Source organism: Hymenobacter montanus (genome assembly GCF_014699115.1).
Classification (GTDB): Bacteria; Bacteroidota; Bacteroidia; order Cytophagales; family Hymenobacteraceae; genus Hymenobacter; species Hymenobacter montanus.
The window spans coordinates 197477-222129 of sequence record NZ_JACXAD010000003.1 but is presented as its reverse complement, the minus strand read 5'-3'; the positions used below and the strand labels follow the sequence as shown (position 1 = coordinate 222129).

The window sequence follows — 24653 nt, the reverse complement described above, 5'->3', positions numbered from 1 at the left end:
TTTTTTTGCCAGCAGCTATCGGCTGGCTACCTCCAGCAACACCTCATAGTAGGGGCGGGCGAGCATGCGCGCCCGCAGCCAGGCGTAGAAACTCAGCGCTTGTAGGTCTTCGCGCTGCAGCGGCAAGAACGTAGGCAGGTCGGCCACCCGGGCCGCGAACGCCGGACGTTGAGCCGCGGCGGGGTCGTTGATAACATTGTGCACCAACTCCAGGAAACGAAGAATATACTGGTAAGGCCCGCCGACCGGCCCGGCTTCGGCGGCGGGCGCAGTAGCCGAGCCGGCAACGGCGGGCCCGGCGGGAAACTGCTCGCGCAAGCTGCGCTCAATGGATTTGAGGCGGGCCAGGGCCAGATCTTCATAGCCTAATTCCAGCTGGATGAACATTTCGGCCATGTTTTTATTCAGCAGCCACTCCAGGCCCAGGTGTTCTTCCAGCCAATGGTCGGTGCGGCCCAGGCGGAGGAGGGCCTGGTTGGCTTTGCTAAAGTTGCCTTCGGCAAAATAGTGGAACACAAGTTGGAGGCGGGCCGTGAGCTCCTCCCCCAGCGGCAGGGCGGGAGACGCTTTTAGCGCCTGTTCCAGCAAGGCAATGCCTTCGGCATTGCGGCGAATAAACCCCAGGTTGGCCGCCAGAAGAAAAGTGAAGCGGGGAGCTAATTCGGCGTATTTGCGGGCCGATGCGCCTTGCAACAGCACCTGCCCCTGCTCGAGGTAAGCAATGGATTCGGCGAAATGGCGCGAGCGGTAGAGGGCGTGCGCGAGCATATAGAGCAGCCGGAGCTGGTAGCCCCGCTGGGCCGGGGCGAAGCCGGGGCGCCGCTCCATAAGCCGGTAGCAACGCTCGGTGAAGACGGCAAAGGAGGCGAAGTCGCGGCGCACCAGCATGGCACTGCGGGCAATGGACAAGAGCCGACACAGCAGCGACGGCGAGCGGGCGAAAGCTTCCTGCAGGTCGTACTCAACCAGAATGTCGTGCATGATGGTATCGAGGGGGGCCGCGGCCCGGCCCTTCTTGCGCGCCTCGCGCAGGCGTTGCCGCAGCAGGCTGTCGGCGATATTGGCGCGCTCCTCTTCGTCGGCAGCTTTTTTATTGGCGTGGCGCCGGGCAATAATTTCGGCCAGCGGCTCGGCGTAGGGTGAGTTGGCGTGCTGGATTTGCAAGTTGTACACCGCGTTCAGGGGCTCGTACTGCCCGTTGTCGCGGGCCAGCTTTTCGGCCTTGCGCAGCGTATTCCACGCCAGGCGCGGAATGCCGGTTTCGAACAGGTACTGGGCCAGGGTGAGCAGCCCCCACACCGAGGCCGCGGCCGTGGTGTCGAGTTGGCGTTGGCGCAGCACCAGGTAATCGGTCAGGTGGCGCATCAGGCGCTTGCGGAGTGCGTAATACGCTATGGGATTGGGCTCGCCGGGGTAGAGCTTGGCAATGAGTTGCGGGGTGGTAAGCTCCTTGGGCTGCACCAGCAGTTCGTAGAGCCGCGAATCTTGCCGCCCCGCCGACTTGCGGCGCTGGCGCTGAATGAACTCGCCAAATTCGCGCTGCTCACCGGGGCTCAGCGTTAAAAGGGTTGTCCGCAGGTCGTCCATGGCAGCAAATTACGCCCTCGCGGCTTTTTGACTACCAGAAAATCCGGTAAGGGTGGGCCGTCTTCTCCTTTCCGGCAACCTGCTGGCAACCGCATCAGTCATGCCCAATGGCCTACTTCACAGCTGGGTAGGACCATTGCTAAGCGAGTTCGGCAACATCATTTTGTGGGTTACCTTGTGAAAGGAAATCGATTAAGGATGTTTTCCACTGCTCCCCTGAGTCCATGAAACTACCTATCATTACCTTGTTCGCAGTGGTAGCTTTCGCTGCTTTCACTACTACCTTCTGCTTCTGCTCCGAAAAAAGGGTCGCCGACGCCACCACCGAAAATACCGCTACTGGCGCTGGTAATACCACAGGAAACGCCGTCGGTAACGCCAAGGCTGACGTCGCCCGCGAGCCCGGCGACACCGCAATGGTACAGAACCAACCCGTTACTAAAATAGTGGAAGAAATATCCGCAAAACAGAGGTAAGGTGCCTCCACCGTGCAAACCGACCTCCCTACTCCTGGCCCGGGCAAGGGTAAGGTGAAGCCCTAACCGACTATCCTGAGCAGTGTGCAGGGACTTATATCAATAAATCAGGTTGTTGCTCCGGCAATTGTTCTGCTATGCGGAGGTCCTGCGTTACCGCTTGCCGCGCAGAATGGACTGCTAGACAGGTACATTTACTTCCCTATGCCCGCTTCGCTTCCCCTTGCTTCGCGCATCGCCCAGCTGCTAGCCTTTCTGGCCGTGGGAGTCTTTAGCGCGCTCATGCTCTCGAAGGTGCTTCCCTATCTGAGCTTTGAGAAAGGCATTCTGTTTCTGACCACCAAGTCGGCCGCCACGAACGACAACAGCCTGTTCCGACTCGGCTTTTACGTGCACATCACCAGCAGCTTATGGGCACTGGTGGCCGGGCTTTTGCAGTTCGTACCAGCGCTTTACCGCTGGCGGCCCAGGCTGCATCGCACGCTGGGCAAAGTCTACGTGGTTTCCATCCTGGCCCTGGCCGCGCCCTCGGGCCTGATTCTGGCCGCGTTCGCCAACGGCGGGCTGGCGGCCAAAATAGGCTTTACGATGCAGTGCCTGGTATGGTGGCTGGCTACGGGGCACGCCTACCGAATGGCCCGGCAGCGCCGCTGGCTGCTCCACGCCGAATGGATGCTGCGGGCCTACGCCATCACGCTGGCTGCCATGAGCCTACGCCTGGAAAGCTACGGGCTCTACTACGTGTTTCACACTAAGCCCATTGAAACCTACCTTACCGTAACCTGGCTTTCCTGGACCGGCAATCTGCTACTGGCCGAGGTGCTGGTGCAGGCAGGCTTAGGCCGATGGTACGCGCAAGCCTTGGCGCCACCCGTACCGTTGAAATATTTCAAAGATTAAAAATAATTTTGCAAGGCCGGTGTGATAACATGAGTGAATATATTTACGTTAGGCCACCCGCCAGGCTCAGCAACTTCCTTAAATTCTCAGCGCATGAAACTGCTTCCTTTTTTACCGCTACTAGCCTTGCTGGCCGGTGCTTGCCAGCAGCAGTCGCCCAGGCAGGCCACTGTCGCGACAACAGTAGCTACCGTTACCACAGCCACGCCGGCGGAAATAACTCCTGGAGCAGTGGCCCTGAGAACATCCAGTACGAAGCTCACGCCGGATATGCTGGCCTTTCTGCAAGACAATGACTTATCACCTCTGTGGCGAAACCTCGCTCAGCACCAGGAGCATGAGCTTGCCGTCCACAACGGCTTTTTCGGCGTCGACAACTATCGGATAGAATTCGTCTTCACCTCTATTACCCGCGACGCCACCGACCCCGCCCTCTTTCTAGTGACGGGCAAGAACCGCTACAAGAAAACCATTAGCCCTTTTACGGGGAGTATCCGCATAACGCAGTTACTCAATGAGCAGCCCAGCACCCCCGATATAGAATTGCAGGAAGACGTAGTACGCGTCGCGCTAGGCACCTTTGAATTTTCCGAGCAGTTGGGTACCCGTACGGACGGCATCTTCCGGGGCACCATGGCCCTGGATTTCTTTTTCAATAAAAACGGAAACCTGGAGGTATACCCATTTTCAGGCGGGAAATACGGCGCGCGGGGCGCTGGCTATCGGTTTACCGGGAACTGGGCTAGCAAGTCGACCAACAAAACGAAACCCGTTATGTTCGCTGCTCAATTTGATGAGATAGCCAACGAAGTGCTCGAGGATTTCAGCATTGGCGAACGAGACCTGGAACTTAACCCCAAATATGCCAAGCTGGGTTGGGAGAACTACTGGGAGAACGAGGAGTGGTGGGCGGAGCCCGGTGCAGCACTGGCTCAGGTAGGCAATTCCAAGGGCCTGTAGCCAAGCTGCTGCCATTCGGGGCCCCCAGCAAGATCGGCACTATTGTTTTGCGGGTTACCTTTTGAAAAGAAACTGATTAAGGATGTTTTCCATCATTTCCTTTCAAAATCCATGAAACTGTCCATCCAGACCCTGTTCACCGTGGCGGCCTTCGGTGCCTTCGCCACCACTTCTTGCTCCGACAAAAAGGCCGACAACGCGGCTACGGCCACTGAAAACACCGCTACCAACGCTGGTAACGCCATCGAAAACGCCGTGGACAGTGCCAAGGCTGACATTGCTCGCGAGCCCGGCGACACCGCCGTAGTACGCAACCAGCCCGCCAATAAAATAGTGGAAGAAATGCCCGCGAAACAGAAGTAAGGGGCCCTACCCTTGGCACAAAAAAGCCCCGCTACCATTATAGCGGGGCTTTTTTGTGGCCACGCTCACTCTTCGCAGCAGCAAACCGGTACTTCGGATTACTGCCGGGCAATCTGCTCTGGGCCAGGAGGCGACCCGGACAGCTCCGGAAAACAATAAGATTCGGGCATTGCCGAACCTGACTCAACCCTGGCCACCGGCAAGGCGTATAAACAAGCAGAAACTTCATCCTTCCCCTTCCACTTATATTTCCGTAGAGCCATGGATATCAACCAGAATAACATCAACGATCAAACCGAGCTAAAAGCTCGTGGCAACTGGAACGAAATCAAAGGACAGGCCAAGCAGAAGTGGGGTACTCTCACCGATAATGACCTGGACTATGAGGACGGCAAGCAGGACGAATGGTTCGGCCGCTTGCAGGAGAAAACCGGCCACGCCGTCGAAGACATTAAAAACTGGTTCAGCCGGACGTTCTAGCCCGCTGCATTACCAATTAGGTAGGGCGCCCTCCACACGCTGCTACCTCACTACAAAAGCCCCTTCGGATAACCGAAGGGGCTTTTTGTGTTCAACTGCCTACCGATTCAGGACCAGACCCGTTTTGCCCAATCGAGGGATATCAGGCATTTTCTCTTGCTTTTACCTCAACCCTGTTACCAAGTCTACCAGGATTACGCGGGGCAATTTCAGAAGGATATCAACGCCAGCAGCTTATCGGCTTCCCAGCAGCGGCTGGTGTACCGGGGCGGGCAAGTTGGTTCCACGGCGCGGGGCATCGTGCTGGGCATCATCGGCTACTTTCTCATTCAGGCCGGGCAGCAGTCGCAGGCGGCGGCCGTGGGCAATACCGGCGACGCATTCGACCTGCTAATGACCATGGGACCGGCTGCTTTGGGCGCGGTTGCCGCCGGGCTGGTAGCCTATGGCCTGTACGCGTTGGTGCAGGCCCAATATCCGGTATTGCGCGGCATTTAGGCGCTGCTTCCCCGCCCGGGCCTTGAGCAGGAACCCGAAGCCTGCCTACGCCCCGACGGTCTCGGCGACGTAGTCGGCCAGGTATTGGTAGCGCGGCAGCAGCTCGCCGTTCCTGGCGATGGTGGCCCGCGCGATCACGCCTTCCGGGTCGGCACCCAGCAAGTGGGGCAGCACGTTATCGAGTAGCTGGCGGCCGAAGTCGCGGCTGGCATTGCGCGGTAGCTCGCAGGGCAGGTTATCGACGGCCATTACCGTGATGTTCTCGGGCCGCGAGTAGGGCGGCTCCAGGGCGCCGGTTGGCGGGTGGTAGTCGAAAGCCGGCGCGGCAATGGTGGTGCTACGCTTGGTAGTGGGCAGCGAGCCGTCCACGTCGCAGGTGACGTCGGCGATGGTGTTGATGCGGAAATCCGGGCGCCGGGTGTCGGCTTCTTCGAATAGGCGGGGGGCCGCCGGGTGCCAGTAGGCGCAGGCAATGAGCAGGTCGGTTACGGGCAGAAACAGGCCAAACGTAGATTCGTATTCCTGCGGGTTGTTATGAAAATCGACGGTGTCCCACACGCGGCCATCGCGGCGGCGGTTGTAGTCGGAGCTGCGCAGCTGCGTGTACACCGGCTCTTCGAAATCAAGGTAGAGGTAGTCGTACACGCTCACCCGCCGGATGCCCATGCGGTCGAGCACTTCGAGGGCCCCTTGGGCCACCCGGCCCGAGCCGGTAACGGCTATTTTAATGGGCGGCAGCTTCTTCACCTTGAAAAACTCCTCCTGCATGTCGTCCATATCCAGGCACTCGTGAGCCGGCTTCAGGGCGAACAGCTCGTGCTTGCGGCCGTAAGTAAGCAGGCCATTGTAGGCCCCCACGATGCCGGCGTAGCGTCCGAACGCCACAATTCGCTCACCCCGGGCATTGGTTAGCAGCTCGTAGTCGATAAGGGTGATGTTTTTTTTGAGCACTTCGCGCAGCAGGCCGCGGTTGGCCGGCTGCTTCTTGACGGTGTGCGAAAAGATGCAGTACGTTTTGTTGGGAATGAGCTGCTCGCGGGGCACTTCCTTCACTCCCATGAGGACGTCGCAGTCCGACACGTCGTCGCGCACTTCCAGGCCCAGGTCGCGGTACTCTTGGTCGCTATAGCTGCGCACGAGGCTGCTTTGCACCACAATGCGCAGGTTAGGAAAGCTGGCTTGGGCTTCCACGCACTTTTTAGGGGTGAGGGGCACGCGCTTGTCGGGGGGCGTTTTGCCTTCGCGAATAAGACCGATGGTAAAGGACATGGAAGAGAATGAGAGATAAAGAAGAAATAATGATGAGATATCGATGGGAGTGCCGCAGCTTCCCTCCTCATTAGCTGAACGGTGGCTGAGCAAAATTACGGCTTAGAGGGCAGTCCACCGGACCATTTCAAGCTTACCTTTGTTAAGGAAATAAGAATCGGAAAATTAAACCATCAAAATCGTTTCCCTCTCCCCCACTTCTCGCCTTTATGACGCTGAAACCCCAGCCCGCCGACGTTTTTGAAGACCGCCATAACGCGCCCGGGGCCGACGAGCAGGCGGCCATGCTCCGCACCATCGGCGTGAGCAGCATCGAGCAGCTTATCGACGAAACCGTGCCCCCGGCCATCCGTCTCAAGCGGGCCCTGGAGTTGCCCGAAGCCCTCAGTGAGCGCGCTTTCCTGGCCAAGTTCAAGCAGATTGCCGGCCAGAACCAAGTGTTTAAAAGCTACATCGGCTTGGGCTACCACGACACGACCCTGCCGCCGGTTATTCAGCGTAACATCCTCGAAAACCCGGGCTGGTACACGGCCTACACGCCTTACCAGGCCGAAATTGCCCAGGGCCGCCTCGAAGCCCTCATCAATTATCAGACGATGATAATTGACCTGACCGGACTAGAGATTGCCAACGCCAGCTTGCTTGACGAAGGCACCGCCGCCGCTGAGGCCATGCACATGCTGCATAGCCAGACCAAGAAAAAAGGTGCCCACCAGTACTTCGTTTCCGAGCAGGTACTGCCTCAAACCATCGACCTGCTGCGCACCCGCGCTACGCCGGTGGGCATTGAGGTGGTGGTGGGCGACCACCGGCAAATCGACCTCGGCAGCGCAGGGTTCTTCGGGGCCATGGTGCAGTACCCCGCCGCCGACGGCGAGGTGTTCGACTACCGCGACTTCATCAGCCAGGCCCGCCGCCACGACGTGTTTGTGGTGATGGCGGCCGATTTGCTGGCCCTTACCCTGCTCACCTCGCCCGGCGAGCTGGGCGCCGATGTGTGCGTGGGCAACTCCCAGCGCTTCGGCGTGCCCATGGGCTACGGGGGCCCGCACGCCGGCTTCTTCGCCACCAAAGACCAATTCAAGCGGGTGATTCCCGGCCGTCTCATCGGCCAGAGCGTCGACGCGGCCGGCAACAAGGCCTATCGTATGGCCCTGCAGACCCGCGAGCAGCACATCCGCCGCGAAAAGGCAACCTCTAACATCTGTACCGCGCAGGTGCTGCTGTCCGTGCTGGCCGGCATGTACGCCGTGTACCACGGCCCCCGCCGCATTCAGCAGTTCGCCGTGAACACCCACAGCCTGGCCCAGACCCTGGCCGCCGGCCTGAAGGTGCTGGGAGTAGAGCAAACCAACGAGCACTACTTCGACACCCTGAACCTGCGCCTGGAAAGCGCCGAAATGCAGCAGGCCCTGCGCAAAGAGGCCGAGTTAGCCCGGCTCAACTTCCGCTACTTCGACGAGGTCCGCGTGGGCATTTCGCTCAACCAGAATACCGAGCTGCACGACGTGGCCGATATCCTCGACGTCTTCGCCAAGGTGCTGGGCAAGGAAGCCGACCAGCTCGTTAGCCTGCCCGAAACCGTGGAGCTAACCTGGCCCACGGCGCTGGTACGCACCAGCGAGTACCTCACCCACCCGGTCTTCAATACCCACCACGCCGAGCACGAGCTGTTGCGCTACATGAAGCAGCTCGAAAACAAGGACCTCAGCCTGGCCCACAGCATGATTCCGCTCGGCTCGTGCACCATGAAGCTGAACGCCACCGCCGAAATGATTCCGGTGACCTGGCCCGAGATTGGTCAGCTCCACCCCTTCGCTCCGCTGAAGCAAGCCAAAGGCTACCAGCAGATTTTTGCGGACTTGCAAACGTGGCTCTGCGAGATCACGGGCTTCGCGGCCGTTAGCCTGCAGCCCAACTCAGGCGCCCAGGGCGAGTACGCCGGCCTGCTGGCCATTCGCGGCTACCACGAGGCGCGGGGCGACCAGCACCGCACCGTGGCGCTGATTCCGGCTTCGGCCCACGGCACCAACCCTGCTTCGGCCGTGATGGCCGGCATGGAAGTAGTGGTGGTGAAGAGCACGGAGGATGGCAACATCGACGTGCAGGACCTGCGCGAGAAAGCCGACAAGTACGCCGACCGCCTCTCTTGCCTGATGGTGACGTATCCCAGCACGCACGGCGTGTACGAGGAAACCATCATCGAGATCTGCGAGACTATTCACCGCCACGGGGGTCGCGTGTACATGGACGGCGCCAACATGAACGCCCAGGTTGGCCTCACCTCGCCCGCCAACATCGGGGCCGACGTGTGCCACCTCAACCTGCACAAAACCTTCTGCATCCCGCACGGCGGCGGTGGCCCCGGCGTTGGCCCCATCGGCGTAGTGGCTGATTTAGCCCCTTACCTGCCCGGCCACACCCTGGTTCCGGTTGAAGGCCGCACCGATGGTTCAGTTTCGGCCGCGCCGTGGGGCTCGGCCAGCATCCTGCCCATCAGCTATGCCTACATTTCGATGATGGGCGGCGACGGCTTACAGCGGGCCACGCAACTGGCCATCCTCAACGCCAACTACATCAAAGCCCGCTTAGAGCAGCACTACCCAGTCCTGTACTCGGGCCGCCATGGCCGGTGCGCCCACGAGATGATTCTCGATTGCCGCCACTTCAAAAAGGCTGGCATTGAGGTAGAGGATATTGCCAAGCGCCTGATGGACTACGGCTTCCACGCGCCCACGGTCTCGTTCCCGGTAGCTGGTACGCTGATGGTGGAGCCCACCGAAAGCGAGAGCAAGGATGAATTGGACCGTTTCTGCGACGCTATGATTTCGATTCGCAAGGAAATTGCGGAAGTAGAGGCCGGCCGCGCCGATGCCAAGGACAACGTACTGAAGCACGCACCCCACACTGCCGCTACCGTGTTAGCGCAGGACTGGACCCGTCCTTACTCCCGCGAGCAGGCCGTGTACCCGATGGAGTACGTGCGCGCCGCCAAGTTCTGGCCCAGCGTCAGCCGCATCGACTCGGCCTACGGCGACCGCAACCTGATTTGCAGCTGCACCCCGATTGAGCAGTACGTCGACAAGGAAGAAGAGCTGGTGCAAGCCGACAAAGGCCCCTCTTATTAGTAATGCTCACGAACGTGGTGCGCCACGGCTAGTCGGCCATTACGAATGAACGAGTAAGCAGGAAGCGGCCGGAATCAATAGTAGATTACTACTGGTCTTTAACGACGCAGGAAAGAACATCGTTTGAGGTTGCGCTGACTAGGATAAAACTTCATCATAGTACACTAACGGGCCGTTATGGCCCGTTAGCTGCCATGTGCGCGGTGCTGGTAGCGGGGAACGCCAGAAAGGATTTTTTCGTTATACCGACAGCTTTCAAATTGCTCCGCTCGTTACGAAAACCAGCATTTTGAGCTCTCAATCAACCTGCCTTTTTCAAGACATATGAATTCCATCACCCGTTTCCTGGCTCGTCCTGCTGCCCTGGCAGCCCTGAGCCTCGTGCTGCTAGTGGGCCCGAGTGGCTGCAGCACTGCTTCCCGTGTGGGCGTGACGAACGACTTCGACCACGCGGTTAATTTTCGCGCTTTTAAAACCTGGGCGTGGTACCCGCAGCAGCCTACCGACACCGAAGGGGGGCCGGCAAAAGGGTACGAATCGTTTCTGGATAAGCGCATGCGCGCGGCCGTTAGGGCCGAGATGACCCGCAAAGGGCTGGTCGAATCAACGACGTCGCCTGATGTTTACGTGGCCTACAGTGCCCGCGTAGAAGACAAACAGCAGGTGTCGCCGTATTACAACGGCCTGGGGTATCCCTGGTATGGCTACGGCTACTACGGCCGGGGTATCGCACCCGTGACCCAATACAAAGCCGGCACCGTGGTAATTGACATCATTGACGCTCGCCGCAAAGAGTTGGCGTGGCGCGGCACCGGCCAGGCTCAGGTGAATCAGAATACCATTGACGAGTTGGAAACTACCCGCATTGTGAGCGGTATTCTGAGTACCTACCCGCCGCAAGATCACAATGCCCGGCGTTAAGCGAAAGCACTGCACTAGATGGGTACATCGCCCAAGCAAAAGGCCACTCCGATTCGGGAGTGGCCTTTTTGCTTGATAATAGTTACGCTCATTCTTGAATGGCTGTTTCCTCAGCGGGTGATGGGGGCAGCAGGGTGGGCCGTTTAGGATCGGGGCCGAAACGGTTTGGTCCAATGGTACCTTGAACAAACTGGAGCCCCGCCCCTAGTACGTAGCTCACCCCAGGCAGTAAGCCGACCAGCCACCACCAAGCTCGCAGGTCCAGGTCGTGCAATCGCAGCGCAACCTGAACCATTACTAAGTACATCACCACTATAAAACCCACTGATGCGGCCACCGCCACAGTAGGCGGCACTTCGGTAGCGTATAGCAGGCCTGGCGTGGCATAGATGATAATTCCCAGGGCGTACAGCCCCAGCACCCGCAAGAAATAACTCCGACGCCGTAAGCGTCCATTGGCAGTAAAAAAGGCCATGCCGCAATTTTTGGCCTAATATACAGTGGAATTACACCGGCCCGTTCACGTAACATTTGGCGTGTTCAGGACTACGCACAAGCGGCTGTCTTTCACCTAACTCCCCGAAAACTGAACAGACTAACACGGCCGGTTGAATACGCTGGTTGTGGCTAAAGGAAGGGGTTTGGGCAAAGACCCGGGCCGGGATTTGTCCCGCGGGCTTTTGGTGAAGACTACTCGTACAACTCGCGTTCCTTGCCCCAATGAATCCGCAGGCGCCTGGCCATAGAAGGAGGAAAACCGATGGACTTAGCAATCGTTTTCCTCCCTGCCAATGCGTTCTTCCCGAGCGTTGCCAAAACCTATCTCTATGCAAGTTCAGCCGCATGCCCAAACCCCACCTCTTGCCGCATTTGCAAGAGCCTTATTACGTTTCAGTAATAGCTCCAACCAAATGGAATGACGGGTTGGTTACACCGGCACGTTCACGTGACGCTCGGCATGGTAGGAACTGCGCACCAGCGGGCCACTTTCCACGTACTTCAGGCCGCGCTTCAGGCCTTCCTCCTTGTAGTGAGCAAACTGGTCGGGAGTGATGAACTCGGCCACGTCGAGGTGGCGCTTGGTGGGTTGCAGATACTGGCCCAGGGTGAGGATGTCGAGGCCATTGGCCACGAGGTCGTCCATGGCTTGATACAGCTCGTCGGGTTTTTCGCCCAGGCCCAGCATAATACCCGATTTGGTGCGGTGGCCCGCCAGCTTGGTGCGCCGAATTTGCTCCAGGCTGCGGTCGTAGCGGGCCTGGGGCCGCACCAGGCGGTAGAGGCTTCCCACGGTTTCGATGTTGTGCGAAATCACTTCCTGCCCTCCGGAAATCATGACCTCTAATGCCTCCCAGTTGGCTTTCACGTCGGGAATCAGGGTCTCGATGGTCGTGTTGGGGCTGAGCTGCTTGGTGAGCACCACGGTTTCGCGCCACACGCTGGCGCCACGGTCCTTGAGCTCGTCGCGGTTCACGCTGGTGATGACGGCGTGCTTCACCTTCATGAGCTTGATGGCCTCGGCCACGCGGCGGGGCTCATCGAGGTCGTACTCCGTAGGCCGCCCAGTGGCCACGGCGCAAAACGAACACGAGCGGGTGCAGATATTGCCCAGAATCATGAACGTGGCCGTGCCGGCCCCCCAGCATTCGCCCATGTTGGGGCAATTACCACTCTCGCAGATAGTATGAAGCTTGTGCTCGTCGACGAGGCGGCGTACGGCCGCGTACTCTTCGCCCACGGGCAACTTCACGCGCAGCCAATCAGGCTTCCGGGGGCGGGCAGGAGCAGCCGCTTGGGGCTGAATAACGGGCAAATCAATCATTTTCAGGGACAGTTTAGCAGCCGATGATGAACCGTTGGCCCTACGCAAAAGCAATTCGCAGCCAAATCGTTTCGAAGAACGAGCCACGCAAAATTAATCAAGGAATCCCGCGCTCCGGCCCCAGCAGTCCGCTCAGCCCGTTATCGGACCTTAGCTACTCCCTGCCAACCACTAACCTGCCCTTTACGACCGATGGCCAAAATAAAGGGTCAGATATACCGATGGGAAGAACTGGCGATTCAGGGCGTCGGCGTCGGATAAGCTACTAGGGCTCAGAATAAGCAGGCGCTTGGTATAGGCCTCCACTAAAAAGCCTACTTCCATACCCGTAACAGCCTCGCGGTAACGGCCATATTCGAAGCTGAGACCACCCCGAATATGGAAGCCCGGCACAATCTTGGTTTCGCCAATCCCACTGAAGAGCGGGCCGCGATCGAGAATGGCCCATTCTTGATTGTGTTTAAAGGGATCGTACTGCTCATTCACGATTTCGTCGGTGGCCACATTGGGGGGAACCCTAGGCACGGACCCGGATTGTGCATATGTGCGGTCGAAGCTGATGTAATAAGGCATAAGCAAGCCAATGGTGGGCCCCGCGCTCACCAAGCCATTCACCTGGACTCCGGCATCGGCCGCCTTGCGAAACAGCACGCGCTGCAGGCCCACCGAGGGCCGGAGCGCGAAGGCGTAGTTGACTTTTTGCCGGATGTAGCTACCGCCCACTACCGAGGTGACCTGGTCTTCTTTGGCATTCTTTAGCATAACGCCCTCAATGCTCCAGAAGCGCAGCAGCCGGTCGTCGAGTACGCGTGCCGAGCGCACGGACACGCCGCCCAGCAAGCCGCCCTGGGTATTAAAATTGACGCCGTACACGAACTCTTTGCTGTACGACTGCTCGTCGGAAGGCGCCGTGGCCATCGGGACGGAACGCACGGGTGCCTGGGCCCACGCAGTGACGCCGGCCAGCAAACCAGCTGCCAGCAAGCCAAAGAAACGAGGAGTGAGGGAACGCATAATCAACCTAAAAGGAGCCCAACTGTATTGCCGCTCGTGCGGCGCACTAAGTAGTACGTAAATTAGCTAACCAAGAAACAACCTCGTAAAGGTAACTCTCTGACTTGATGAACACCGCTACTGCCCGCTACCTGGGCCAACTCCGGACCGAAGCCACCCACGTAGCCTCAGGCAACGTCGTCCAAACCGATGCGCCCACCGACAACCACGGCCGGGGCGAAGCTTTCTCGCCTACTGATTTAGTAAGCGCGGCACTCGGCTCGTGCATGATGACCATCATGGGCATCGTGGCCGAGCGTCGCCAGTTAAACCTGGTCGACAGCACTTTTGTTGTGCGGAAGCACATGAGTGCGGAAGCGCCGCGCCGCATTGCGCAGATTGACGTGACTTTTACCCTTCCCGCAGCCCTGTCGGCAGCAGATCGGGCCTTGCTGGAGCGCTCGGCTGCTACCTGCCCGGTAGCGCTGAGCCTGCACCCGGACATCAAGCAAAACCTGGTATTTACTTACGAGCAATAAGGCAGTCGAGCTAAAGATCTGTCTTTCAGTCTTTCATCACCCTATCTGATACATCGCTGAGGCGAATACCCATGTGCGAGGCATCGTAGCGGCATTTGCCGTCTTGGATGAGCAGGAGCTGAGGCGACTCATGGCGAACACCGAACTGCTCAGCAATCTGAGCCGAAAGCGGGCGAAAACGCAACAAGTCGAGGTAATAAATGGGAACGTTGGTGAGGCCGCTATTGGCCCATTGGCGTTCAATCTTGCTTTTAGCGGCCGCACTGATGGAGCAGCTAGTGCTGTGCTTAAAGATAAGTACCGGCCGCTCGTGCGAAGCCTGGGCCAGGTCGGTTATCTGTTCGGGTTGGGTGAGGGGAAGCCAGGGGGTGGACATTTCAATAATTTATGCAGTTAGCAGGGAACGATGGCCGAAGACTAGCGGGCTCATGGTCGTGGCAGCACCGGCAACAATCGTTACGGACCATAGCGTGCCAAGGCTAACCAAGCGGTGAATAAGGAACGACAGCGCTACAACATCGAATGCCCGCAAAGTCATTCAAAAGTAGCGGCGTAAATACCGCTAAGGCTGGCTAAACCTTCTTTCTGCGCCGCAAACCCAGAAACCCGGGGCCTTTTACGTTCGGGGCCGTGCCTTTCCGATAGTTGACGCTTTTGTTGGTTTCGGGCTGAGGCTGGGTGCTTTCACCGCGCTTAAGCTGGTCGGCGGTGACGCCCAGGTGGCTGTCTTTATAAGGCGAATCGGTTTGCCGGGTCTCGCGCAGGGCCCGGCGGTTTGCGGCTTTCACCTGGGCCGGTTTCTGGGGCACGATTTGGGCATTGGCAGCCTGAGTACTTCCCAGCAGTAGTCCTAAGGCCAGCAAGGCGCTAGGGCTTGCTATCAGGCGCAGTGCCAGGGGCCGCATCGGGCTCGGCGGCGGGCACGGGAGCCGCTGGCCGATGGTCGGGGCTGTAGTTAGGCTTGGCATGGAGATTAAACTTGAAGAAGTGACGAATGGCTTTCCAGGGGCGAAATGGTTGGCCCGCGGGCTTGTGGACGCGTCGCCGCATCAGCTTGGGTTTTTTCATCAAGCCCTGCTTGTCGTAGCGCACAGTGGCGCGCTCCGGCAGCGTGCGGGCTTCTTCGGGGGCGGCGGTTGGCGCTACCGCGCTGGCCGGCGCGGGCCCCGCCGTGGGGGAAGCAGCATCGGTGGCTGCTTCCACGACAGGGTCATCATCCGAATCGCCGTTTTTCTTCTTGCGGCGGCCCAACGCGAGCAAGGACCTTTTGTTCCCGCGAATCTCCTCGCGCATCTCCTGACGGTTCTTTTTCTCCTTGGCCTTCTTCGCTTTCTGCTGAGCCAGAAACTCTGGCGACGGCTTGGGGGTGGGGAGGCGGTAGGGGTGAAAAATGGTGCAGCCACCCAGCACTGCCAGCAGCAGCGCCCAAAACACGGTACGAGGAACGATAGCGGATAAGCGGTATATCACCGTAAAACGGGCGAAGTCAGAGAAGGTAAGCCAAAGAAAGATACGGAAAAGAACCGCGAAAACCACGCCAACCAGCCTCCTGCTCCTTGGGCATTGCCAGCCAGCTTACGTATTCGATCGCCGCCTGGCAACGACTAGCCTCGACCTTAATAGTTACGCAAAGCCTGTACTTGCTCGCGCAGCCGCTGCTGGGGCAAGAAAGCGGCTTCCAGCGGGGGGGCGAAGGGAATGGCAGTGTCGAGCGAAGCCACGCGGCGCACCGGCGCATCGAGCGACTCGAAGCAATTTTCGGCTATCCAGGCGGCAATTTCGCCGCCGATGCCGCCGGTCAGGGTGTCTTCGTGCAGCACGAGCACGCGGCCGTTCTTCTCCACGGTTTTGCGCACGGCTTCCGTGTCCCAAGGCAGCAGGGTGCGCAAGTCGAGCACATCGGCCGAGATGTTGAGCTCTTCGCACACTTCCAGGGCCCAGCGCACGCCCATGCCGTAAGTGATGATGCTTAGCTCCTCTCCTTCGGCGGCCAGCGCGGCCTGTCCAATGGGCGTGGTGTAGTAGGCGGTCGGCACCGGGCCGCTGAGGCTACGGTAGAGCATCTTGTGCTCGAAGTACATCACCGGATTAGGGTCTTCAATGGCAGCGCACAGCAGCCCTTTGGCATCGTGCGGGTTGCTGGGATACACCACTTTCAGGCCGGGCACGTGCGTGAACCACGCTTCGTTGCTCTGGCTGTGGAAAGGACCCGCGGCGCTGCCGGCGCCGGTAGGCATGCGCACCACCACGTCGGCATTCTGGCCCCAGCGGTAGTGGCTTTTGGCGAGGTTGTTCACAATCTGGTTGAACCCGCAGGTCACAAAATCGGCGAACTGCATCTCAACCATGCTCTTCTTGCCCTTGATGCTCAGCCCCAGGCCCACGCCGACGATGGCCGACTCGCACAGCGGCGTGTTGCGGACCCGCGCCTTGCCAAATTCGGCCACAAAGCCTTCCGTGATTTTGAAAACCCCGCCGTACTCGGCAATGTCCTGGCCCATGAGCACCAGCTCCGGATAGCGCTCCATGCTCTGCCGCAGCCCCTCCTGAATGGCGTCGACAAAGCGCAAGTCTTTGGTGCTTGGTGCTTGGTGCTTGGTGCTTGGTTGTTGGGGGTCGGTCGGACTTGCGGGGGACTCGTCGGTGTTGTCAGGCGCTGAGCGCTGAGCATTAAGCGCCACGGGGGCGTACATGTCGGCCAGTTCCTCCTGCACGTCGGGGGTGGGCATGGGCACGGCGTCGGCCTCCTGCAAGCCGGCTTCAATGGCCGCCTTGATGGTTTCGCGAATGCTGTGGCGAGCGGTTTCGGTGAGGATGCCTTCTTTGAGCAGCCACCTTTCGTAATTCTCCACGGGGTCTTTGGCTGCCCATTCTTCCATCAGGGACTGGGGCACGTACTTGGTGCCACTGGCTTCTTCGTGGCCGCGCATTCGGAACGTGACTGCCTCGACCAGGACGGGGCGCGGATTCTGGCGCAGGTCTTCGGCCAGCTTTTTCACGGTCTTGTACACTTCGAGCACGTTGTTGCCATCGACCTGCACGGCTTCCATGCCGTAGGCCGGGCCTTTGTCGACGAAGGACCGGAAGCGAAACTGCTCGTTGCTGGGCGTGCTAAGGCCGTACCCGTTGTTTTCAATCATGAAGATGACGGGCAGCTGCCACACGGCCGCCACGTTCAGGGCCTCGTGGAAATCGCCTTCGCTGGCGCCACCATCGCCGCTGTAGGTGAGCGTCACCTTGGGCTGGTTGCTGAGCACATCAGCCAGGGCAATGCCACCGGCGACGGCCAATTGGGGCCCCAGGTGTGAAATCATGCCCACGATATGGTGCTCGTTGGTGCCAAAGTGGAAGCTACGGTCCCGGCCCTTGGTGTAGCCCGTCCGCTTACCCTGCCATTGGGCGAACAGGCGGCCCAGCGGCACTTCGCGGGCGGTAAACACGCCCAAGTTGCGGTGCAGGGGTAGAATGTACTCGTCGGGCGCCAGCGCCAGGGTACTGCCCACCGAAATAGCCTCCTGCCCAATGCCGGAAAACCACTTGCTGACCTTGCCTTGGCGCAGCAGAATTAGCATTTTTTCTTCAATCAGCCGCGGGCGCAGCAGGTGCTGGTAGAGGTGGAGCAGGATTTCGTTGGAGTGGTCGTGGCGGTCGAATTGCAGGGCAACGGTGGCAGGAGTCATGGACGGGAGGGGGAGCAAATTAGAAACCCGGCAAAGGTAACAGGGTCCCGCTTACCCTTTCTAACGGTTCATATATCAGGGCAAATGCCAAAGGTAACCCAACCCGCATTCCGGTATAGGTAGTCTTTGCCCACCACACCGGGCTGGCTGCGCGTTCGGGCTAAGGCCCATCACGATACTTACGGGCACCAAGGGGTGTCGCCATTATTATGCCCCTCGTCGAAGCCGGTTAGCCCGCATTTGTCCGTTATAAATTTCCTTATGGGAACCCATAAAACACCTGATTTTACTTCGGTAAGCGCGGCTCGTAGGTTTGTCCAGTCAAAGCACCCCGCGGACCCTTGACTTGCTAAACCGGGGACGCCCGGCGCGGCAGCAGCTTCGCTGGCTTTAGCAGACACAAAGCTCTACCCTGAATGCTCCCGAGTATTATTTTGTTATTACCAGCCAACGCCGGAAGAGCGATATCGGCCAGCCGACCGGCTACCAGCTGTCTCAGGGCAGTTACCCGTGGGCCATGCTGCCCGAGCTCGGTTATCCGCTGACTTCTTCAGTCCGCGGGGCAGCAAGTCACCCATGGCCGGCGACAATCTGACCAGCTGACCCACCCAGTGAGTATCTGCTTCGGGGCCGGCGCCACGACCCAGCAGAAAATCACCAATTCTCTCGCGTCCTAGCGCGTGAACCCGCACGACTGCGCGGCTAAAATGGCGAGTGCCGATAAAGGGCAAGGCTGGCTCCACCCCCACCGACGAGGAAAAGCCGCCGTCCAGCTCGGCCACATCGTTCCCTCCTGCTTAAAACCTGGCTGAAAGCGCTCGGGGCCATCCACCATGGGCTGCCCTTCCGGCTCCACTTAACCTGCACCGCCGGAGGCCTATTTCAGTCTTATGCCTCCGGCCCCTAATCAAAGTTGACCACCCTCTACTTTCTTCTATCATGAAACGAACCCTTCCTTTGTTCCGTCAATTTACCGCACCGACGTCGGTGGCGCTGCTGGCCGTGCTGGCTGCGTGCTCGAATAAGAAAACCGACGAGGCGGCGCCGGCTATACCCGCCACCATTACCATCAGCCGCCCGGCGCTCTACCCGGAAGGCCTGGCTTATGATGAGGCCAATGGCCGGTTCCTGGTCAGCTCCTTCACGGCCGGAGTTGTCGGGCAGGTAAAGGACGATGGGACTTACTCGGCCTTTGCCGACGATGCGCAGTTGGTTAGCACCACCGGCCTTTTCCTGGACGTACCCCGCAACCGTCTTTTGGTCGCCATAGCCGACCCCGGCGCTGGCAGCCGCACCGCCACTGCTACCCAAGGCAAGCTGGCGGCCCTGGCCAGCTACAACCGTAGCACCGGCCAGCGCTTAGCCTACGTCGACCTGAGCAGCCTGCGCCCCAACCTGCCGCATTTTGCCAACGACGTTGCCGCGGATAACCAGGGCAACGCCTACGTGACCGATAGTTTCGCGCCCATCATCTATAAAATCGATGCCCAGGGCACGGCTAGTGTTTTCTTAGAAGATAGTCGCTTGGCTGCCCCAGCTGGTTCCTTTGGCCTTAATGGCATTGTGTTCCATCCCGACGGTTACCTGCTGGTCGGCAAGTACGACGACGGCACACTGTACAAAGTGCCCTTGGCTAACCCCACGGCCTTCACCCGCGTGGCTACCGCTCAGGTGCTCGCCAGTGCCGACGGCCTACTATTAAGCGATAACAACACCCTGCTAGTGTCGGCCAATAGGCCCACCAACACCGTGTTTCGAATGCGCACTACCGACGGCTGGACCACCGCCACCGCGGCCGGCACCTTCGCCACTGGCGATGTCTTCCCTACCACCATGGCCCGCCGCGGTGCTGACGTGTATGTGCTACAGTCGCACATTGGGGCGCTGCTCAGCGGCCAGAACCCGCCTGTTACGCAGTTTGCCATTCAGAAGGTCACGTTCTGACGCCTTGGCGACTCTACCCAGGCCCGCCCCTCTGCTACGCTTAATGGGCCGCGTCCAGGCCATTGCGTATCCAGGGGAATAAGCTGAAAGCCCTGTTTTAACTTCTTATCTTCAGGCTAAATCCTCCCAACCGGTGGAGTGAAGAAATTGCAGTTCGGTCGAAGGTGGGATAAGTTACCAGAAAAATGGCTTATTCCATCGGTCTCAAGAAACTACGTTCGCGTATCTTCGCCTTCGTGACTTTATTAAGACCAAAGCCCATGAAAGGTGGTCGCGCTCGCGTCAGCACCCAGGGCCAGCAGTTGGCTCTTACAAGTCGACGCCTTGCCGGCCGCTTTTCAAGGCCGCGCTTTCTTCCGTTTCCTTCATGATTCATTTCACCGAATTCACCCTCGACAACGGCCTGCGCTGTATCGTCCACGAAGATTTTTCCACTCCCATGGCGGTGCTCAACGTGATGTACGACGTGGGCTCGCGCGATGAGGATCCGGACCACACCGGCTTCGCGCACTTGTTCGAGCACCTGATGTTTTCGGGTTCAGTTAACATCCCGAGCTACGACGAGCCGCTACAGCGCGTGGGTGGCGAAAACAACGCCTTCACCAGTGCCGACGTCACCAACTACTACCTCTCCCTGCCGGCGGCCAACCTCGAAACCGGCTTCTGGCTGGAGAGCGACCGCATGCTGAACCTAGCCTTCTCCGAGAATGGGCTGGAGGTGCAGCGCAAGGTGGTGGTCGAAGAGTTCAAGCAGACCTACCTCAACCAGCCCTACGGCGACGTGTGGCTCAAGCTCAAGCCCCTGGCCTACCGCACCCACCCTTACCAGTGGAACACCATCGGCAAGGAGATTTCGCATATCGAAAACGCGGTGATGGACGACGTACGCGGTTTTTTTCAGAAGCATTACGCCCCGCAAAATGCCATTCTGGTGGTGGCCGGCGCCGTAAGCGCCGCGGAGGTACGCCGGCTGGCCGACAAATGGTTCGGCCCCATTCCCGGTGGCCCGGCCTACCAGCGCCACTTGCCCGCCGAGCCCGCGCAGCAGGAAGCCCGCTACCTGCGCACCACGGCCCCCGTGCCGCTGAGTGCCCTGTACAAAGTTTACCACATGCCCGCCCGCGCCGACGACCGCTACCACGCCGTGGACCTGCTGAGCGACGTGCTGGGCCGGGGCAAGTCGGCTCGCCTGCACCAGCGCCTGGTAAAAGAGCAGGCCTTGTTCAATAATATCTCAGCCTCGCTCACCGGCTCGCTCGATCCCGGCCTGCTCGTCATCAGCGGCAAGCTGAACGAAGGGGTGGACTTATCGGCCGCCGATGCGGCGGTAGAGGCCGTGGTAGCGGAGTTTCTGGCCCAGGATGTGGATGCGCAGGAACTGGAAAAAGTAAAAAACCAAGCCGAAAGCAGCCTGGTATTTGGCGAAATCGATCTGCTGAACCGGGCGTTAAACCTGGCTTACAGCAAGCTGCAGGGCGACGCCAACCTGGTGAACGAGGAGAGCGGCCGTATTCAGGCCGTGACCGTGGCCGACGTGCGCAACGCAGCCCAAAGCGTGTTGCGCCCGGAAAACTGCAGCACGCTGTACTACGAAGCGAGGTAGCGCTCAAGCGCCGGCTCAGGGGCAGACAGCTCGGAAATAGTCCCAGCTCATCATGGGGTTCTTCTTCCAATGGGGCGGATTTACACGCTAAGGAATCGGAGGGTTTACCCTATTTGTTTAATAACACCCTACTTGTTGCGCCGGTTGGCCAACCAGTCTTTGTAATACTCCAGCGCGAAGGGTTGGGTATAGTTCAGCAGCCACAGGCTACCGGCAGAATGTAGGACAGGTGCAGGCTAGTGAGTAAGGCTAGGAGCAGAAAAAAGTTGATGGGGTTGGGTAGGGTTTAGGGTATGATGAGCAGAACACAGCTTCGTAGCTACCGGGTAGGGTGTTTAGGGTAAAACTTACGCTGGCTATAGCGCTTGATGGGGATGGGGCAAAAAAAACCAGTACCACCCCGGGCCGAAAGGCGGGGTGCACTGGTTGGTTTAGGAGGTATAGAGGCGAGGTAGTTTCAGTCAGAGGCTTCTCCTCAAGTTACTGAATCATCTGCACTAGTACGGCACAGTCCGGCAAAGTGCAAACGGGCGCGAAGGAGCACACCCGGTGCGATTCCAAGAGTAAGGCTATAACGTATCTTCCGTTTGGTGTCGAGCCGCTTGCTGCTGGTGCCGTATGCCCGTTGTAACTCTTTGCTCATCAAAGGAACGGTGTCTTTTGGGCACTACAATGGAGCGGGCAGAGTATTGGTAATTGTGGTGGCTTTAACTGGTGAGGCTTCTCAAAGGGCACAAAAAAAACTGCCGTTCGGGGGCGGGCCGTTTCGTCGGAAATGCGCTGTTACTGGAGTTTAGAAAACTCATCTACTTGGCGCGTTTCGTCTACTTGGCGCGTTTCGTAAACTTTGATTTGTAGACGAGTTTTGTAAACTCACAGGTACCGCAGTAGCTTGCCGGCACCTAGTAGCGGGCTGCTAGTGGTTTACCGAAAGGAGCGTTTAATGAAGCTTACTCGAGTTCATTCTTATGCGAGTAGTAGATAATGCCAAGTACCTCCTTCAAATGTTCCTCTACAAATAGAGCGCAATCGTCCTCCAGGCATTCGACTTCGATAAAATGGATATTAGCCAGCGAGCTGGCAGCCATTGCTTTTACAGTTTGTATCAGTCCCTCGTAGTATTCCTCTGTGATGTCTTGAGCGATGACGTCTTGAGCAGTGAGGTCCCAATCCAGTCCCAGACGGTTCTTATAGACCTCGTACAAAGAATAACGGGGCATTACAAAATCCGTAATAGCCGAATGGACCAAGTCTTGAATGAGCGCAAGTAGTTCTGGATTAGAAGAATCCCCCTTGGCCATTAAACAGCGCTACATCTTGTGAAATAGGCAGCATAAGAACAGGAAAGGCTATAAAGCGATAAGATAAGCGCCCTATTATAAGTATAGCCCGAAGGATAACCGAGAGTTCACGCAAACGGTGGTTCAAATTAATAGCCATTCAACATCCGCAGCAGTTTGGGAACCGTTGCGGCACTCCGTTGCTCCAGCTGCAGCAGCGCAGCGTACCACTTGGTTGGTTTGCCCCGGTAGGAGGTTTTGCGGCCTTTGCGGTACTGTTCTTCCCAAATCCTATCCACCGCGAAGTATCTGGCCAGGCCCCGAAACCGTTTTGCCTCAAGTCGGGAATCGTAGTAAAGGTGTTCCTGGGTAAAGGCTTCCCGGTGCGCGAAGATGCCGGTACCAGAACGCAGGTAGAGGATGGTAGCCCGCCGGCCCGTTTGGGGGCAAATCATGTAGGGGTTCTTCTTTGTATTGGGAGGACTTACACGATAAGGAGATAAATCCTCATTTTCACTATACCAACATAGATTTCGCAAGGAGTTTATCAAAAACAACAAAGGTGAGGAGCTGCACGCGCTGCGAGCCTAGCTCTGGTTTGGCAGTGAGGGCGTAATCCGGCGCAAACAGCAAGAGGAGCAGGCAGAAGCCGCCCGGTGCCTGACGCTGCTCACCAACTGCGTGCTGCTCTGGAACATGGTGTACATGCAGGAGGTGTTGCAGCAGCTCCAGGCGGAGGGTTATCCGGTGGACGAAGCCCACTTTGAGTACCTCTTGCCCAGCCGATACGAGCATATCAACCGGCTAGGCAAGTATTCCTTCGAGAATCCGGCGCAGGCCGGCCCGCTACATCGGCGGCCGCTGCGGCAACCGTAGGCATCGTTTAGAAGGGTAATTCCTTAGCGTGTAAATCTGCCCCGTTGGAAGAAGAACCCCATCATACGTGGTTTTGGATGATAGGCTGGGGATTTGTGGGGATTCCGCCGGGTAGTTTATTTTTTTGCCGAAGCTGCCGTAGGCGTAGAATTGTCGCGGCTAAGAGAGGTGTTGGTAGGTTTTTTACCGGAGGCGCGCCGGGTACGGTTGTCGTTATAGCCGCCGTTGCCGCTGTAGCCCACTTGCTTGCGCATGGCCATGCTGGGGGCTAAATAGTAATTGCCATCCTTGAGATCCTGCGAGACTCCCGCGCCATAAGGCTTGCCGGTATGTGGGTTGATGCTGGGAGCCCTGCGGGTCCGCCGGGGTGAATACAGCGCAGTTTTTTTTCGGGTCGCGCGGCGGGCCGGCTTGGTTTGGGCAGCCGCATCGCCTGAAATGAATGCGAGCAGCAGCACCGGAAAGATATAGCGGTACATATTGAGGATGAGATAAGTTAATGAATTAAGGGAATATTCAGGTTAGTTAGAGCAGTTTTGGGAAAAGAATTAAAAATGAAGAATTAAAAATCTGCTGGTCAATTTTTTAATTCTTCATTTTTAATTCCTAGAAAACGGTATACTGACTTAAGAACCCCTCTGAGTAAATACTGGGTCCGGACTACGGCAGCCCGGCTAAAAACGAATTGGCTTCCGTCATACGCATAGCTGCCAGGAGCGGGTATGCACGTATAACAGAAGCCAACAGAGAATGATTGAGCAGCTAGGGCTGAGCTTGCTTAAACCGGGTACGCACGGCGTTATTAGTTGCCGGGCGTGAGCGTCGTTTGTGGGCCGGCGGGCTTGCGGGCGGGGCGCACGCTGTACGGCACCATCCCTTTGCTGGTACGCACGTGCACCGGCATACCGGGAGCAGCATACACGTTGGCGTTGTCGATTTCGCCGCGGGAGCTTGCGGCGGGCGCGCCATAAGCGACGGCGTCGAAAGGAGCGGTAGCGGCAACAGCGGATTGTGAATCTTCTAGCGCGGGCCAGCCGTCATTTACGCGGGGGGTAGCAGGCATTGATTTCCGGGCCAGGCGGCGGGCCTTTCTGGCGGCGCGGCGGTCGGTACGGGCCAGGGCTTTCGCGGATTTAGCCGTCGTTTTGGTCGGGGCGACGGGAGTGGTTTGGGCGCGGGCCTCAGCGACCAGAAACAATGATAGAGCGAGCGTAACTACTGAACGGAACATGGCTGGAAGATAAATTAATGACTAGCTGTTTGAGCGAAAGACGAAAACCGTGCCGATTCCAGTTAGCGGAACCTAAACCACGCAAAAAGGCCCGGCAGACCCA

The 24653-nt window shown here is 58.4% G+C and carries 24 protein-coding genes and 1 pseudogene; 12 read left to right on the top strand and 13 right to left on the bottom strand.

What is annotated here, in order from left to right:
* Positions 1–15 precede the first annotated feature (15 nt).
* The gene (locus IC235_RS03945; RefSeq protein ID WP_191003871.1) at positions 16–1587 is read right to left on the bottom strand and encodes a hypothetical protein; all 1572 of its coding nucleotides are present in this window, start codon (positions 1585–1587) and stop codon (positions 16–18) included.
* A 224-nt stretch (positions 1588–1811) separates the two neighbouring features.
* On the opposite strand from IC235_RS03945, the gene IC235_RS03940 reads away from it, so the two are divergent.
* The 6 genes from IC235_RS03940 (at position 1812) to IC235_RS03915 (ending at position 5264) form a co-directional block, all read left to right on the top strand.
* Positions 1812–2063 (top strand): hypothetical protein, encoded by a 252-nt coding sequence (locus IC235_RS03940; RefSeq protein WP_191003870.1) that lies wholly within the window; start codon positions 1812–1814, stop codon positions 2061–2063.
* A 204-nt stretch (positions 2064–2267) separates the two neighbouring features.
* Positions 2268–2963: a DUF2306 domain-containing protein gene (locus IC235_RS03935; RefSeq protein ID WP_191003869.1), complete on the top strand. Its 696-nt coding sequence runs from the start codon at positions 2268–2270 to the stop codon at positions 2961–2963.
* Between the two features lie 93 nt (positions 2964–3056).
* The gene (locus tag IC235_RS03930; protein WP_191003868.1) at positions 3057–3923 is read left to right on the top strand and encodes a hypothetical protein; all 867 of its coding nucleotides are present in this window, start codon (positions 3057–3059) and stop codon (positions 3921–3923) included.
* A gap of 111 nt (positions 3924–4034) precedes the next feature.
* A complete protein-coding gene (locus IC235_RS03925; protein ID WP_191003867.1) occupies positions 4035–4286 on the top strand; it encodes a hypothetical protein in 252 nt (83 codons plus the stop codon).
* A gap of 261 nt (positions 4287–4547) precedes the next feature.
* Complete coding sequence (locus IC235_RS03920) at positions 4548–4766, top strand: CsbD family protein (RefSeq protein WP_191003866.1); 219 nt, start codon at positions 4548–4550, stop codon at positions 4764–4766.
* 156 nt (positions 4767–4922) lie between these two features.
* Complete coding sequence (locus IC235_RS03915) at positions 4923–5264, top strand: DUF1206 domain-containing protein (protein ID WP_191003865.1); 342 nt, start codon at positions 4923–4925, stop codon at positions 5262–5264.
* 45 nt (positions 5265–5309) lie between these two features.
* Here IC235_RS03915 and IC235_RS03910 read toward each other — a convergent pair whose 3' ends face one another.
* Complete coding sequence (locus IC235_RS03910; protein ID WP_191003864.1) at positions 5310–6533, bottom strand: NAD(P)-dependent oxidoreductase; 1224 nt, start codon at positions 6531–6533, stop codon at positions 5310–5312.
* A gap of 209 nt (positions 6534–6742) precedes the next feature.
* Here IC235_RS03910 and gcvP point away from each other — a divergent pair, with 209 nt between their 5' ends.
* Together gcvP and IC235_RS03900 are read left to right on the top strand one after the other, a co-directional pair.
* Positions 6743–9661, top strand: a complete 2919-nt coding sequence (gene gcvP / locus IC235_RS03905) for an aminomethyl-transferring glycine dehydrogenase (protein ID WP_191003863.1) — start codon at positions 6743–6745, stop codon at positions 9659–9661.
* A 324-nt stretch (positions 9662–9985) separates the two neighbouring features.
* Entirely contained in the window at positions 9986–10582 is a 597-nt protein-coding gene (locus tag IC235_RS03900) for a DUF4136 domain-containing protein (protein WP_191003862.1), read from the top strand.
* An 88-nt stretch (positions 10583–10670) separates the two neighbouring features.
* On the opposite strand, the gene IC235_RS03895 is transcribed toward IC235_RS03900, so the two are convergent.
* The 3 genes from IC235_RS03895 to IC235_RS03885 form a co-directional block, all read right to left on the bottom strand.
* Positions 10671–11057: a DUF805 domain-containing protein gene (locus IC235_RS03895; RefSeq protein ID WP_191003861.1), complete on the bottom strand. Its 387-nt coding sequence runs from the start codon at positions 11055–11057 to the stop codon at positions 10671–10673.
* A gap of 453 nt (positions 11058–11510) precedes the next feature.
* Positions 11511–12404, bottom strand: coding sequence for a lipoyl synthase (gene lipA / locus IC235_RS03890; protein WP_191003860.1), 894 nt, complete (start codon positions 12402–12404; stop codon positions 11511–11513).
* Positions 12405–12587: 183 nt separating this feature from the next.
* Positions 12588–13418: a hypothetical protein gene (locus tag IC235_RS03885; RefSeq protein ID WP_191003859.1), complete on the bottom strand. Its 831-nt coding sequence runs from the start codon at positions 13416–13418 to the stop codon at positions 12588–12590.
* A gap of 107 nt (positions 13419–13525) precedes the next feature.
* Between IC235_RS03885 and IC235_RS03880 the strand changes: the two genes are divergently transcribed.
* Positions 13526–13936: an OsmC family protein gene (locus tag IC235_RS03880; protein WP_191003858.1), complete on the top strand. Its 411-nt coding sequence runs from the start codon at positions 13526–13528 to the stop codon at positions 13934–13936.
* 25 nt (positions 13937–13961) lie between these two features.
* Here IC235_RS03880 and ytxJ read toward each other — a convergent pair whose 3' ends face one another.
* The 4 genes from ytxJ to IC235_RS03860 form a co-directional block, all read right to left on the bottom strand.
* On the bottom strand, positions 13962–14312 hold the full coding sequence (gene ytxJ / locus IC235_RS03875) for a bacillithiol system redox-active protein YtxJ (RefSeq protein WP_191003857.1): 351 nt from the start codon (positions 14310–14312) through the stop codon (positions 13962–13964).
* A 196-nt stretch (positions 14313–14508) separates the two neighbouring features.
* Complete coding sequence (locus tag IC235_RS03870) at positions 14509–14841, bottom strand: hypothetical protein (protein ID WP_223847067.1); 333 nt, start codon at positions 14839–14841, stop codon at positions 14509–14511.
* Positions 14804–15370 (bottom strand): hypothetical protein, encoded by a 567-nt coding sequence (locus IC235_RS03865; RefSeq protein WP_191003855.1) that lies wholly within the window; start codon positions 15368–15370, stop codon positions 14804–14806. The genes IC235_RS03870 and IC235_RS03865 overlap by 38 nt, the downstream gene beginning before the upstream one ends.
* Before the next feature lie 182 nt (positions 15371–15552).
* Entirely contained in the window at positions 15553–17616 is a 2064-nt protein-coding gene (locus IC235_RS03860) for an alpha-ketoacid dehydrogenase subunit alpha/beta (protein WP_191003854.1), read from the bottom strand.
* A gap of 939 nt (positions 17617–18555) precedes the next feature.
* Between IC235_RS03860 and IC235_RS03855 the strand changes: the two genes are divergently transcribed.
* Complete coding sequence (locus tag IC235_RS03855) at positions 18556–19560, top strand: hypothetical protein (RefSeq protein WP_191003853.1); 1005 nt, start codon at positions 18556–18558, stop codon at positions 19558–19560.
* 367 nt (positions 19561–19927) lie between these two features.
* Positions 19928–21163, top strand: coding sequence for a M16 family metallopeptidase (locus tag IC235_RS03850; protein WP_191003852.1), 1236 nt, complete (start codon positions 19928–19930; stop codon positions 21161–21163).
* A gap of 950 nt (positions 21164–22113) precedes the next feature.
* Here the strand turns inward: IC235_RS03850 and IC235_RS03845 are convergent.
* Complete coding sequence (locus tag IC235_RS03845) at positions 22114–22383, bottom strand: hypothetical protein (RefSeq protein WP_191003851.1); 270 nt, start codon at positions 22381–22383, stop codon at positions 22114–22116.
* Between the two features lie 209 nt (positions 22384–22592).
* Positions 22593–22898: a hypothetical protein gene (locus IC235_RS03840; RefSeq protein ID WP_191003850.1), complete on the bottom strand. Its 306-nt coding sequence runs from the start codon at positions 22896–22898 to the stop codon at positions 22593–22595.
* 151 nt (positions 22899–23049) lie between these two features.
* Between IC235_RS03840 and IC235_RS03835 the strand changes: the two are divergent.
* Positions 23050–23319, top strand: a pseudogene (locus IC235_RS03835) (Tn3 family transposase); the annotation flags it as partial.
* A gap of 116 nt (positions 23320–23435) precedes the next feature.
* Here IC235_RS03835 and IC235_RS03830 read toward each other — a convergent pair.
* Positions 23436–23798: a hypothetical protein gene (locus IC235_RS03830; RefSeq protein ID WP_191003849.1), complete on the bottom strand. Its 363-nt coding sequence runs from the start codon at positions 23796–23798 to the stop codon at positions 23436–23438.
* 323 nt (positions 23799–24121) lie between these two features.
* Positions 24122–24550, bottom strand: coding sequence for a hypothetical protein (locus tag IC235_RS03825; RefSeq protein WP_191003848.1), 429 nt, complete (start codon positions 24548–24550; stop codon positions 24122–24124).
* Between the last annotated feature and the right edge of the window lie 103 nt (positions 24551–24653).